The following is a 12,505-nucleotide window of genomic DNA, read 5'->3' on the forward strand; positions in this document are numbered from 1 at the left end:
CACTCTCTTGGTGTTTGACGGAGTATTTCTACTCCTTCATCCAATAAGTGCGAGCTAAAAATTTCTTCGCGAATTCAATCTTCTAAATCCGCTTAAATCTTCAGCGCCCGCTCTTATCGGTCGTCGATAAATTTTTAAAGAACTTTGTTTTCGCTGTCGTGTTGATCAGCGAGGATGCGAATTATGAAGATGATTTTTATAGCTGTCAACCAAAACTCTATATTTTTACAATTAGAAACATTTGTCGGTTAACTTTTATTGCTTAATCAACGGGTTATAAATGTTTCTTTTTAGGCATCGGTATTCAGCCAGTCAATCGTCGGCTGATTATGCTGCTTCAGCCATTCGTTCGCTTTTTGGAAATGACCGTTCCCTATAAACGGCTCAGGCGCCTTTGTCGCTGACAATGGCGAGGGATGGTTGCTTTCGAGAATCAGAGCACTTCCGCCGCAGCTTTCTATGAGTGCGCGCTTTTTCTTCGCATGGTTGCCCCAAAGCATGTACACGATCGGCCTGCCCTGCCGGCTTGTCTCACGAATAATTTCGTCGGAGAGAAGTTCCCAGCCCTTCTTCGCATGTGAGCCCGGCTCCTTCATTCTCACTGTAAAAACAGAATTCAAAAGCAGAACACCTTGCTTTGCCCAGCCGGTCAAATCTCCGCTGACAAAATCATGCGGACCGTATTCTCTCTGAATTTCCTTGAAGATATTCCTGAGGCTCGGAGCCGGACGATTCTCGGGGCCAACAGAAAATGCCAGCCCATCCGCCACTCCGGGCGTATGGTACGGATCCTGGCCGAGAATAACAACACGTACGGATTCCGGTGAAACCAGCTGCAGCGCGCGGAAGGGATTCGGCGGGTAGACTTCCGCACCGCGTTCACTTTCCTGACGCAGAAATGCCTCCAGCATTCGGCCTTTCGGTGAGTTGGCGAATTTTTTGACGGTCTCTTTCCATCGATTTTGTATTTCTATTCCAAGCATAGTTATCCGATGAATTTAGAAACTTCGGATAAGGTCGAAATAATCGCCTCTGCCCCGTCCCGTTTTGCGATTTCTGACAGCGGTATTCCTTCGCTCCAGCCCGTGGACACTAGCAGACACGCAACACCGGCAGCCTTGGCAGACTGACTGTCATTACCGGAATCTCCAACCATTATTGCCTGCCCCGGCTCGACACCCAGTTTTTCACACGCAAGAAGAACCGGTGCCCCCGAGGGCTTGGGAGAAGAAGCGGAATCTCCTCCGATAATGACGTCAAACAAATCTTTTATGCCCGCCTGTTCTAAAACTTCAAGCATCATGTTGTAGGGTTTGTTTGTCACCACTGCAATCTTCAGTCCCTTTTTCTTAAGAGACTGAATCACCTCTTTTGTTCCCGGGTAGATGGTTCCTTTGTCATACTCCCCCTTCTCGGTATGCAAAAAAAGACTCTTCACTGCGAGTTGGTAAATTTGATCGTCCAGCGGAGCATCCATCGATTCCGTCATTGCCCGGCGCACTAAAACAAGCATGCCTTTTCCGATATAGCGTCCCACGATTTCTTCGGACAACGGCGGTTTTCCAAAGTCTTTGCGCATAAGGTTGACCAGCTGTGTCAGACCTTTAACCGTGTCAATCAATGTCCCGTCAAGATCGAATAAGACGGCTCTTACGTCTTTCACGTTCATTCGGAAATATTCTCCAGCTCTTTACGCATTGAATCGATAACGGACTTGTAATCCGGCTGATTAAAAATCGCGCTTCCGGCCACAAATGTATCGGCTCCTGCTTGTGCGATTTCTCTAATGTTCGAAACCTTAACACCGCCGTCTACTTCCAAGAGGACTTTCCTGCCGGTCGCCTCTTCATAGGTATCCAATAAAGCACGGCACTCTCTGAGCTTGCCAATCGTCGTAGGAATGAAAGACTGACCGCCGAAACCGGGATTCACACTCATCAGAAGCACCATATCGACATTGTCGAGCTCATAGTGCAGATACTCCAGACTTGTTGCAGGATTCAGCGCCAAACCTGATTTGCATCCGTGCTCGCGAATCAGGTTCAGAGTCCGATCAACATGTCGGCTCGCTTCCGGATGGAAAGTAATGATATTAGCTCCGGCTTTTGCAAACATCGGGATCAGATCATCAACCGGTTCAACCATCAAATGAACATCAATCGGCGCCTCTGTATGAGGACGCAAAGCCTTACAGACCATCGGGCCGACCGTCAGGTTCGGAACATAATGATTGTCCATCACATCAAAGTGAATCCAATCAGCTCCGGCCGCCACAACGTCTCGAACTTCCTGACCGAGACAGGCAAAATCCGCTGAAAGAATTGAAGGTGCAATACGAAATTTCGACTTGTCCATATAAAACTCCTTTTTCGCAATTTTATCGCTAAGACAGAACGCCTTTACTCGCTGTACGGCATAGGTTTTGTTGTTGAATTTTTCTGATAGCCGCAGTGAACGAACCTGAATCTTTGGCCTCAAATCGCTTTTTGGTCTCGCGTTTTAAACGAAATGTTCATACAATCCCTACAAATCACTGCGTTTACCATGCAACCATGACATTCGAAAGAAAAACTCTTCTGCCCGTCTCTATCCTGGCGGCACTTCTGCTTTGCTCCTGTTCAAGCACGACGAAGAAAGAAGATATTACGGAACCGACTGAAGAAGCGGTTCGTTATGAGATCAGCTCTTTTGACGAGTTGCCTTCGTCAGACTCGCAAGATTGGGCCACCGCGCTCTCTGCATTCAAGGTTTCATGCCGATCTGTCGGGAAGAAGGCCGACTGGAAAGATGTCTGCTTCAAGGCTCAAAGCACGGACAGCTCGGAGGCTGAATCCTTTTTCAAGAATAATTTCACTCCCTGGCAAATCTCCACACAGGTTATCGGCAAACAAACCGGAACGGTTTACTCTAAATCCGACAAAGGTCTGATGACGGGATACTACGAGCCGATGCTCAAAGTTTCATCTGTACGCACCGCCAAACATACTATTCCGATCCTTTCAACGCCGGATGATCTGATTATTGTGGATCTCGCCTCTCTGTATCCGAAATTAAAAGGGATGCGTCTGCGCGGAAAGATAGAAGGCAGAAAACTCGTTCCTTATGATTCACGCGCTCAAATCATCAAGCGCCACGATCTGGATAAAAACGCGATAGCCTGGAGCTCAGACCCTGTCGCCGTCTTTTTCCTGCAAATTCAGGGTTCGGGAAGACTGCAGACTGAAGACGGAAAAATGATCCGCGTCGGTTTCGACGATCAGAACGGCCATCCCTACAAGGCCGTAGGTTCATGGCTGGTTGAAAAAGGCTATCTGAAGCGGCACGAACTCTCTATGCAGAATATTCGAGCGTGGGCGTTCCAAAACCCGGATAAGGTCGACACACTCTTAAATCAAAATCCGAGTTTTGTCTTCTTTAAACCGCGTGAGGCAGATAACGCAGATGAAGGACCAATCGGCGCTCAAGGACTGCCGTTAACTCCCAAAGCCTCCGTCGCGGTTGACAGGAAATATATCCCTCTGGGTACGCCGCTTCTCGTGTCTGTTTCCCAAAGCTCTCCCGCTCTTGAATTCGTCCGACCGGTTGTCGCACAGGACACGGGCGGCGCTATCAAGGGCCCTATTCGGTTTGATTACTTCTGGGGCTTTGGAGATGAAGCAGGCAGCCAAGCAGGGCGGCAAAAGAGCTCCGTCAGCGCTTGGCTTCTTCTTCCTAAAGGTGTGAGACCAAATTAGAGTTTTTTACAGAGATGCTCAATCTTGGAGACAAGCTCTAAAGCAGTCATAAAACCAAACGGGCCGTCCCCGTTGCCAAGATAAACGGCCGGGACGGTTTCGTTTTTCAGCTCATCAAAAAGTTTGGTGTTGCGGTCAACGATCTCGCGCAGCGCCTCTCCGGCTGCGGCCTTAGGCTTTTCTTCATTCATGATCCAGTTTTTCCAGGCTTCATGCGGATTCTTCGAGGCGTAAATCGCTGCTGAAAGCTCTTCCGATTCTTCTCCCAACACGGATGTTAAGAAAACATAGAAATCGATGTCCGTCAGCTTGTCGATGTCCTCTTCAAAAAAACGCTTGCACCATGGGCAGTTAGGATCAACAAAAACCGCTACCTTGTACTGACCGGCACCGAGTTTGATCTTAATTGAGTCATCTGTCGGCCAAGCATCAAAATCAAATTTTTCCATATAAAAAACCTCCCTTTGCGTTTCGTTCAAATATAAAACGCTTGGGAGGTTTAGCTGTTCAAATCAGCCCATACCGAGAGTTAATTTTTCTTAGGCTCGACTGCCAGCATCTTTTCTAAGTATTCCAGGCTTACCGCCCCCGGCGCTCTCTGCCCGTTCGGAACAAAGACCGTCGGAGTTCCGGTGACCTGAAGTCTTCCGCCTAAATCAATGTTTCTGTCCAGAGCCGATGTGTCGCACTTCGGATCTTTAGGTGCGGCAGACTTGCCTTCAATCATTTGCGCGCGCCAAGCGGCTCCTCTGTCCTTCGCGCACCAAATCGCTTCGCTCTGCTCACGGGAATTGGCGCGAATCACAGGATAAAGGAACGTATAGATGGTCACATCGTTCATATCCTTCAGAGTCGCTTCAAGCTTTTTGCAGTATGTGCAGTAAGGATCGGAGAAAACCGCGATCTTCCTTGACCCGTTCCCCTGTACGACTTTGATCGCGTCATCCAAGGGCAGCGCTGAGAAATCGATCTTGTTAAGACGGTCTTTCGTCTCTGCAGTTAAGTTTCTCTGCGTCTTGGTATCAAAAAGCTGCCCCATGATAAGAAAATCTGCATTCTTATCCGTGTAGAGAATATCGGGACCTACAATGGCCTCATACAGCCCGGGAAACGCAGTCTCCGACACTTCGCTGACATTCGTTCCGAGCCTGCCGATCAGTTTTTTTCTTAAACCTTCCAGTGTGAAGGGCTCCTCGGATGACTGCTGCTGCGAAGCGGCATCAGTCTGGACCGCGGGAGTCGGTGCCGCGGACTGCGCAAGGGCCGCTCCGCAGGCAAGAGAACCGCTGAAAAAAAGAGCGGCAGAGATTTTCCTAAGTGTAGTCATGTGTTCTCCGATAAATTTTCCGAATTTGTATCCCAACAAGCTGAAAGCTCCATTAATGGAACCGCTTTGAAATCAGTTGATACACTATACAAATCTTTTGCTTCTCTTTCTCAACACAAAAGATAGATTTCGTGTATAGTTTGCGGCTCTGAAACGAAAAACGGCTAGATAGCTCAGTTGGTAGAGCAGCGGATTGAAAATCCGCGTGTCGGTGGTTCGATTCCGCCTCTAGCCACCAGATTTCTGAAGGCTTCGCACTGATTGCGAGGCCTTCTTCATTTCCGCACAAATTCCTCCCCCGGCTTGCCGAAACTCATCGGCCGCTTCATTCTCAAAATAGAGCTGAAAACGGCACTAATCACTTCGGAAGCGGCACTATAGAGGCATATTAAAGATGGAATCTGCTATGAATCTGTTTACGCTTCGCTTAAAGACCGCAGCAATATGCCTGTGCAGTATGGCTACAGCCCTTTTGTCCGGCTGCGCGATCTCTCCGCAGGATTCAAATCCGACAACAATCGATGCACAGTGGGTGAACCCTTCAGCCACATTTGAACAAAAGACGATCACCGGAATCCTGGTCGCAGATCTTTCTGACAATCCGACCAGCCGCAGAATTTTCGAGGATGTCGCATCGAACGTTTTAGCATTTCACGGAATACCGGCTCAGCCAAGCTATCAGTATTTATCTGACCCACAGTCACTGGTCAGCGGAAACTCGCTTAATGTCTCCTCCCTGATGAAAGCGGCACGCAAAATCAAGGCGAGCGATATTCTGGTCGTGAAAAGCAGAGGCATTAAAACCAATGTGATCTACAACCCCGGAATGACTTGGGGGCCAGATCCTTTCTGGGGGCCTGGTCCCTGGGGCGGACCGTTTGGTCCGGGCCCGTTCGGTCCTGATCCCTTCTGGGGCGGCTGGGCGATTCCGCCCTCTGTGACTCAGCAGCAAATCGCTGAAACCAACGCCGAACTGATGAGTGCTCAAACCGCTGAAGTTCTTTGGACAGGATCTTTTTCTACCGTACTCGGAGCAAAGCCTGCCAACACGACATTCCAGGAATACGCTGAATTGATCGTGCAGGCCTTAATCCATAACGGATTCTTAATCCCTGTCAGCCAGCCTGACTATCAGATTAAGCCCGCTGCGAAGTTTGATCCCGCCGCGTCTCAGCCCGCGCAAAACCCTGCTCGTTAAACCTTTTGGCAATATTGACGCAGTCCTTAATGTGCTGGTCTCCAACCCATTTAAGGGCTGCAAATGATATTCCCGCGGAAGCGGCCAAACCTAAGGCCGGCACAAGTTTTGCCGCCTGAGCGGCGGTCAGACGTATGCTGAGTTTCTGCAGGACTGCCATCACGAGCGGCTTTGTGATCCACTTTCCGGCAAATGAACTTCCCGTCGCAGTAATCATTTGAAAAAGTCTGAGCCGTGAATCCGGAGTCAGATGCCTAATCTGATTAGGCGTCAAACCGAATTCATGATTGATGCTGTTCAGAATTTCGAGCATTAAGCTCACATCGACCGCAACGCTGGCGCCCGGGATCGGAAGAAGATTCAGTCCCGCGCTCATCAGCGCCCGCTCCGTCACAAGTTTTTTGCAGCGTTTCGCGGCATCGAGGATCGCGGCTTCGTCCGCCGGCATTTCATATTCTGTGAGCGCCCCCTGATGATTTTCTCGTGCAAATTCGTTATCAACCGTCATGGTTCGCCTCCGAATATTCCCTTGTGTCCGTTAAACTTAAGTTCTGAATAATTCTATATTTTTAATATAAAAACGAATCGCGAGTATAAAAAGGGCCTATTTTGGTCTTTTCAGAATACAATTTCGCAAATTTTCGACTAATTACGATGAATCTGCTCATCCTTGGTTTAAACCATACAACGGCCCCGTTATCTTTAAGAGAGAAGCTGGCTTTCGGTCCCGAAGAACTGGAATCGTCCATCAATATGATTCGGGCGATGTTCGGCGCGCCTGCCTGCGGGGGCATCAAGGAAGTTGCCATCCTCTCCACCTGCAACCGAACGGAAATTTACTGCGCTGCCGAAGAGCCTTCTGCCGCATTCCGATCTCTTCAGGACTTTTTAGTTCAGAGCAAACATGTCAGTCTGACAGAACTTGAGGAGCAGCTCTACTTCCTTGTGCAGGACGACGCCATTCGTCACGCTTTCCGGGTGGCTTCCGGTCTTGATTCCATGGTGTTGGGCGAAACGCAGATCGTCGGTCAGATGAAAAAAGCCGTTAAAACCGCTTCGCACGCGGGCGGTCTCGGTCTCTTTTTAAACCAGCTTTTCCAAAAGACCTATGCCGTCGCAAAAGAGGTCCGCTCATCCACTGAAATCGGTGCGCATTCCATCTCTTTAGCAGCTGCCGCTGTCCGTGTCGCCAATCGTATCTTCGGCTCGCTCTCTGAGTCGAACATTCTTTTTATCGGCGCAGGCGAAATGATTGAGCTCTGCGCTGCGCACTTCGGCGCTCAGAACCCTCAAAAGGTAACCGTCGCCAATCGAACCGTCGCACGAGCTCAGGCTCTGGCTGATCAGGTAGGCGCCAATGCGGTATCACTGGCTGAACTGCCCGAGATTCTGCATAACTACGACGTGGTTGTTTCCTGTACAGCAAGCACACTCCCAATCCTAGGTCTCGGTATGGTGCAAAGCGCGGTTAAAAAGCGCCGCTACCGTCCGATCTTCATGGTGGATCTTGCAGTCCCGAGAGATATTGAACAGGAAGTCTCTTCTCTTGATGAAGTCTATGTCTACACCGTCGACGATCTGGGCAAAGTCGTGCAGAGCGGCATGGAAGGAAGAAAAGCGGCCGTTGCTCTTGCGGAAGAATTAATTGCCAAGAGAGTCGAGGAATTCAAAAACTGGTTCTCCTCCCGCGAATCTGTACCGCAGATTCTGTTGCTGCAGAAGCGGGCAGACGATCTCCGAATGATGGAACTCGAAAAGGCAAAGAAAGCGCTCCACAAAGGAGAGTCCGTGGAAAATGTGCTCGAAACGATGTCCAAAGGTCTGATGAAGAAATATATTCACGACCCTCTGACCGTTATGCGCAACACACAGAGCCTTTCGGAAGAAGACTACGAGAAAGTCCTCGATCTTCTTCAGCGCTTCTACCATTACCACGGCCGCTAGCTGAAAAATCACCCGACTCATTGAAAACCTTCACCATTTTGAAGGTTTTTTGTCGTGCGTAAATGAGTTTTTTATTTAGAATCACAAGAAATTTTTTACTGTCTTTTTTATGAAAGAATCTATGCGCTCCAAGCTGGCACAACTTGCCAGAAGATTGGAAGAAATTGATGTAACACTCCAGGACCCGGATATCGCCTCCAATATGGATCGATTCCGCGCACTCTCCAAAGAAAGGGCGGAAATTGAACCCATTGTTCAGAAAACCAAAGAATTTGAAAAAGCCGAGGCGGATCTTGAGGCTGCTAACGAAATGCTAAGCGACCCTGAGATGAAGGAATTCGCGTCTGAAGAAATCGGCAATGCAAAAAAAGTGATTGAACAGGTCTCCGCAGAACTTGAAATTCTTCTTCTGCCTAAAGACCCGAATGACGATAAAAATATTTTCTTGGAAATCCGTGCCGGCACCGGCGGCGATGAATCCGCCCTTTTTGCAGGCGACCTTTTCCGCATGTATTCACGCTATGCGGAACGCCAGGGCTGGCAGGTTGAATTTGTCTCGGCCAGCCCGTCCGATCTTGGCGGATACAAAGAAGTCGTTGTCAGAATCATCGGACTTGGCGCCTATTCCAAGCTCAAATTCGAAAGCGGCGGACATCGCGTTCAGCGTGTTCCGGAAACCGAGTCTCAGGGACGCGTCCATACGTCCGCATGTACAGTCGCGGTTCTTCCTGAAGCCGACGAGATAGGAGACGTTGTGATCGATCCCTCGGATCTGAGAATTGACGTGTATCGAGCTTCGGGCGCCGGCGGTCAACATATTCAGAAAACAGAAAGCGCGGTTCGAATTACGCACATCCCGACCGGAATCGTCGTGGAATGTCAGGACGAACGAAGCCAGCACAAAAACAAAGAACGCGCGATGGGTGTTCTTGTCGCACGTATCCATGCCGCACAGGTTGCCGCTCAGCAGGCTGAGGAAGCTTCCATGAGAAAATCTCTGGTGGGTTCCGGCGATCGAAGCGAACGCATCCGTACCTATAATTATCCTCAGGGCCGTGTCACCGATCACCGCATCAACCTCACGCTTTACAAGCTTGATCAGATCATGGACGGCGATCTTGACTGCATCATCACGCCTCTGACCTCAGAACACCAGGCCGAACAGTTGGCTGCCTTGAGCGAAGGCTCGGTCTAACCAGGCATGACGACAGTAGAACAATGGCTTGTCCAAAGTCCGCTTGAGGCTGCGGATAAGCGTGTTCTTTTTGAATTCGTGACAGGACTGGATCGAATCCGTCAAATGACGCATTCCAAAAATGTCCTATCGCCTCAGGCGTTAGAGAAACTGCGCGAAGTCGAACAGAAAAGGCTGGCGGGAATTCCGGTCCCGTACATTACCGGTGTGCAGGAGTTTTACGGCAGAACCTTCTCAGTCGGTCCGTCTGTGCTCATTCCTCGCCCGGACACCGAGTGTTTGGTTGAGTGGCTCATTGAAAATCTCCCTCACGGCATACAGGTGTGCGATCTGGGCACAGGAAGCGGCTGCATTGCCGAAACACTGAAATTGGAACGCTCTGATTTGGATGTCCTTGCCTCGGATCTCAGCAGAAGCGCCATTGAAACGGCCCGCAGAAACGCTGTCAGCCTCAAAGCAGACGTGCGTTTTCTGGAAGGAAGTTGGCTGAAGCCTTACGTCGGTCATTTCGATCTGAAAGCAATCGTCTCCAATCCGCCCTATATCCGCAGCCGGGATCCGCATTTAAAAGCGCTGACTTTCGAGCCGCAGAACGCGTTGGTTGCGCAAGAAAACGGCCTTGCCGCCTACAGAGAGATTCTTTCCGAAGCTAAGTCGCTGAAATTCAATCCGCATATCATTGCCTTCGAGCACGGATATGACCAAGGCGAGTCGGTTCGCAGTATCTTTTCTGAATTTGGCATGGAAGGCAGCAAAACGCATAAGGACTACGGCGGGAACGACCGTTTCACCGTCTGGTGCAGGACCTAAACGGCCGACAAAGGCACCTTTTTAGGTACCTAACATCTTATTTTTATTTTGGATTCTTAGACGAATCGTTTAAAATTTCAAAAGCTTTTTTATTTTTTTGCAGAGAGACCCTAGATATGATGGTTCTTTACTCCGGCAGCACTGATCCTTTTTCCCAGCGCTGTCGTTTTGTCCTTTTCGAAAAAGGAATGGACTTTGAAATTCGTGACATCGATTTATACCATAAGCCTGAAGACATCAATGTCATGAACCCGTACGGCGAAGTGCCGATTCTCGTCGAGCGCGATCTCGTGCTTTATGAATCGAATATCATCAACGAATATATCGACGAGCGCTTTCCCCATCCTCAGCTGATGCCGCCTGACCCGGTTGAAAGAGCAAGAACAAGACTGCTTCTCTTCAATTTTGAGAGAGAAATTTTCAAGCACGTACATACCCTTGAAAATCGCAACAGCCCTGATGAAGCGCGCATCGCCGCCAGAGAAACCATTCGTGACCGTCTGACTTCTCTTGCCCCGCTCGTAGCTAAGAAAAAATATTTGAACGGCGACGATTTCACAATGCTTGATATCGCTTTGGCTCCCCTTCTGTGGAGACTGAACTACTACGGCATTGAACTTCCGGCAGCCGGTATGCCTGTCCAGAAATACGCCGAACGAGTCTTCTCCCGCCCGGCATTCATTGAGGCGCTTACTCCCTCTGAACGGGTCATGCGGAAGTAATCAATGGAAGAAACAACCTCTTTAACGCCATATTTTCTTCGCGCGTTTTACGACTGGAGCATGGATAACGGTCTGACTCCGCAGATCAACGTGATCCTCAACAACGATCCGCAGCTTTCCGTGCCCAGAGCGTACGCAAACGGTTCGCAAATCACGTTCAATATCGGACCGTATGCCGCTCGGAATTTGGAGCTTGGCAACGATTTCGTTAAATTTGACGCAACGTTTAACGGTGTCGCTGAAAGTATTCAGGTTCCCGTCAGCAACATAGAGGCGGTGTTTGTCAGAGAGACCGGCTTTGGCATCCCGTTCGAGGTCAAACTTAAACCTGACCAAGAACCCGCGCCCCGCCGCGGTTTCACTCGTGTGGACTGATTAAAAAAGGAGAAGCTTTCATTTTGTTACGCTTCTCCTTTTTTTCAGCACACAACTTCAAAAATTTGTGTAAAATTCACGTCTCGGTTAGCCCGCTTAGCTCAGTGGTAGAGCAACCGCCTTGTAAGCGGTAGGTCGTCTGTTCAAGTCAGTCAGCGGGCACCAAAGAATTCCTTCGATCATCTGCTTTGATGGTTGAAAACAGTTAATGTGGAAAGCTTCGCTTTTCCGATGCCCGCTTAGCTCAGTGGTAGAGCAACCGCCTTGTAAGCGGTAGGTCGTCTGTTCAAGTCAGTCAGTGGGCACCAGTTTCGACGGCTCCTTTCAGGAGCCGTTTTCTTTTACCCGCAAAGGGCATTGTCACTTTCAAAGATAACGTACTTCGGTGATAATTCGTCTTATTCAGTAACGTTTAAGGCGGTCATCATGGCTAATGTCCAACAACAAGCTTCAACATTCTTCAGAGAGTTTCAGGCCTTTATTTCCAAAGGAAACGTCATCGATTTAGCGGTCGCTGTTATCGTTGGCGGAGCTTTCAACTCGATCATCGGTTCCCTTGTTAAAGACGTCATCAATCCGATTCTTGGCGCGCTCATCGGAAAACCGGATTTTTCCAACCTTTTCTATGTCATGAAGATGCCCGCCGACTATACAGGGCCGATGACTTATGATGCGCTCACCAAAGCTGGGGCCTCTGTCCTAGGCTACGGCGCCTTCCTCACAGCGGTCATTAATTTCATTCTTCTGGCATTCGTTATTTTCTGTATGCTCAAGGCTCTGACCTCTCTGAGAAAACGCATTGAAGCTGAGGCTAAAGCCGAGGCTGCGGCTCCTGCCCCGACACCGGAAGACACTCTGCTGCTCAGACAGATTCTTGATGAGCTTAAGAAAAAGAATTAATTTGATCTCCAAAGACAGAGCCCTCCGCAATGGAGGGCTCTGCTTTTTACCTGAATTCCCGCTCCTAGATTACAAAAATCGGGGCGGGGATTTTTATTTTCAACTTCTGCATAAGTTCCTTGTAACGCTTTGGGATCTCGTGCCAGAGATATGTGACTTGGCCCTCAGGAGCGAACTTATAGACAGTTAATGCATTAAGCTCACTTATCAGGCGTGGAGCTTGCTCAGGGTCAATGTTGGCGTCCTGCATCCGCTTATGCAGCATCAGTCTTAAACTCAGAGCTAAATACGTGACAAAGA

15 protein-coding genes and 3 tRNA genes are annotated in these 12,505 nt (G+C 49.3%); 11 read left to right on the forward strand and 7 right to left on the reverse strand.

What is annotated here, in order from left to right:
• Positions 1-290: 290 nt before the first annotated feature.
• From E5987_RS11815 to rpe, 3 genes are read right to left on the reverse strand one after another with little or no spacing between them, the layout of a single operon-like run.
• The gene (locus tag E5987_RS11815; protein WP_160336285.1) at positions 291-983 is read right to left on the reverse strand and encodes a uracil-DNA glycosylase; all 693 of its coding nucleotides are present in this window, start codon (positions 981-983) and stop codon (positions 291-293) included.
• Between the two features lie 2 nt (positions 984-985).
• Positions 986-1,669 carry an HAD-IIIA family hydrolase gene (locus E5987_RS11820; protein WP_160336286.1) on the reverse strand — a complete coding sequence of 228 codons (684 nt, stop codon included), beginning with the start codon at positions 1,667-1,669 and terminating at the stop codon, positions 986-988.
• Positions 1,666-2,355 (reverse strand): ribulose-phosphate 3-epimerase, encoded by a 690-nt coding sequence (rpe, locus tag E5987_RS11825; RefSeq protein ID WP_160336287.1) that lies wholly within the window; start codon positions 2,353-2,355, stop codon positions 1,666-1,668. The genes E5987_RS11820 and rpe overlap by 4 nt, the downstream gene beginning before the upstream one ends.
• A gap of 197 nt (positions 2,356-2,552) precedes the next feature.
• Here rpe and mltA point away from each other — a divergent pair, with 197 nt between their 5' ends.
• The gene (gene mltA, locus E5987_RS11830; protein WP_160336288.1) at positions 2,553-3,734 is read left to right on the forward strand and encodes a murein transglycosylase A; all 1,182 of its coding nucleotides are present in this window, start codon (positions 2,553-2,555) and stop codon (positions 3,732-3,734) included.
• Here mltA and E5987_RS11835 read toward each other — a convergent pair.
• Together E5987_RS11835 and E5987_RS11840 are read right to left on the reverse strand one after the other, a co-directional pair.
• The gene (locus E5987_RS11835; RefSeq protein ID WP_160336289.1) at positions 3,731-4,183 is read right to left on the reverse strand and encodes a thioredoxin fold domain-containing protein; all 453 of its coding nucleotides are present in this window, start codon (positions 4,181-4,183) and stop codon (positions 3,731-3,733) included. The two genes, mltA and E5987_RS11835, sit on opposite strands and share 4 nt — an antisense overlap.
• A gap of 80 nt (positions 4,184-4,263) precedes the next feature.
• A complete protein-coding gene (locus tag E5987_RS11840) occupies positions 4,264-5,061 on the reverse strand; it encodes a DsbC family protein (RefSeq protein ID WP_160336290.1) in 798 nt (265 codons plus the stop codon).
• Positions 5,062-5,223: 162 nt separating this feature from the next.
• Between E5987_RS11840 and E5987_RS11845 the strand changes: the two genes are divergently transcribed.
• Together E5987_RS11845 and E5987_RS11850 are read left to right on the forward strand one after the other, a co-directional pair.
• Positions 5,224-5,299: transfer RNA gene (locus E5987_RS11845), tRNA-Phe, on the forward strand.
• A 168-nt stretch (positions 5,300-5,467) separates the two neighbouring features.
• Positions 5,468-6,259: a hypothetical protein gene (locus E5987_RS11850; protein ID WP_237178835.1), complete on the forward strand. Its 792-nt coding sequence runs from the start codon at positions 5,468-5,470 to the stop codon at positions 6,257-6,259.
• Here E5987_RS11850 and E5987_RS11855 read toward each other — a convergent pair.
• Complete coding sequence (locus E5987_RS11855; RefSeq protein WP_160336291.1) at positions 6,198-6,767, reverse strand: hypothetical protein; 570 nt, start codon at positions 6,765-6,767, stop codon at positions 6,198-6,200. The genes E5987_RS11850 and E5987_RS11855 overlap by 62 nt on opposite strands.
• Positions 6,768-6,913: 146 nt before the next feature.
• Between E5987_RS11855 and hemA the strand changes: the two genes are divergently transcribed.
• The 8 genes from hemA (at position 6,914) to mscL (ending at position 12,205) form a co-directional block, all read left to right on the forward strand.
• Positions 6,914-8,203 (forward strand): glutamyl-tRNA reductase, encoded by a 1,290-nt coding sequence (gene hemA / locus E5987_RS11860; RefSeq protein ID WP_160336292.1) that lies wholly within the window; start codon positions 6,914-6,916, stop codon positions 8,201-8,203.
• A 109-nt stretch (positions 8,204-8,312) separates the two neighbouring features.
• Positions 8,313-9,398 carry a peptide chain release factor 1 gene (prfA, locus tag E5987_RS11865; protein WP_160336293.1) on the forward strand — a complete coding sequence of 362 codons (1,086 nt, stop codon included), beginning with the start codon at positions 8,313-8,315 and terminating at the stop codon, positions 9,396-9,398.
• Positions 9,399-9,404: 6 nt separating this feature from the next.
• A complete protein-coding gene (gene prmC, locus E5987_RS11870) occupies positions 9,405-10,208 on the forward strand; it encodes a peptide chain release factor N(5)-glutamine methyltransferase (RefSeq protein ID WP_160336294.1) in 804 nt (267 codons plus the stop codon).
• Between the two features lie 116 nt (positions 10,209-10,324).
• Positions 10,325-10,930 carry a glutathione S-transferase N-terminal domain-containing protein gene (locus E5987_RS11875; RefSeq protein ID WP_160336295.1) on the forward strand — a complete coding sequence of 202 codons (606 nt, stop codon included), beginning with the start codon at positions 10,325-10,327 and terminating at the stop codon, positions 10,928-10,930.
• 3 nt (positions 10,931-10,933) lie between these two features.
• Positions 10,934-11,305 carry a stringent starvation protein B gene (locus E5987_RS11880; protein WP_160336296.1) on the forward strand — a complete coding sequence of 124 codons (372 nt, stop codon included), beginning with the start codon at positions 10,934-10,936 and terminating at the stop codon, positions 11,303-11,305.
• Positions 11,306-11,395: 90 nt separating this feature from the next.
• Positions 11,396-11,470 (forward strand) — tRNA-Thr (locus E5987_RS11885).
• 68 nt (positions 11,471-11,538) lie between these two features.
• Positions 11,539-11,613 (forward strand) — tRNA-Thr (locus E5987_RS11890).
• Positions 11,614-11,731: 118 nt separating this feature from the next.
• A complete protein-coding gene (gene mscL / locus E5987_RS11895; RefSeq protein WP_160336297.1) occupies positions 11,732-12,205 on the forward strand; it encodes a large conductance mechanosensitive channel protein MscL in 474 nt (157 codons plus the stop codon).
• Positions 12,206-12,269: 64 nt separating this feature from the next.
• Here the strand turns inward: mscL and E5987_RS13185 are convergent.
• The coding region (locus E5987_RS13185; RefSeq protein WP_237178776.1) for a hypothetical protein at positions 12,270-12,505 on the reverse strand (236 nt) is incomplete at its 5' end.

The sequence above is a fragment of the Parasutterella muris genome (assembly GCF_009767915.1).
Taxonomy (GTDB): Bacteria; Pseudomonadota; Gammaproteobacteria; order Burkholderiales; family Burkholderiaceae_F; genus Parasutterella; species Parasutterella muris.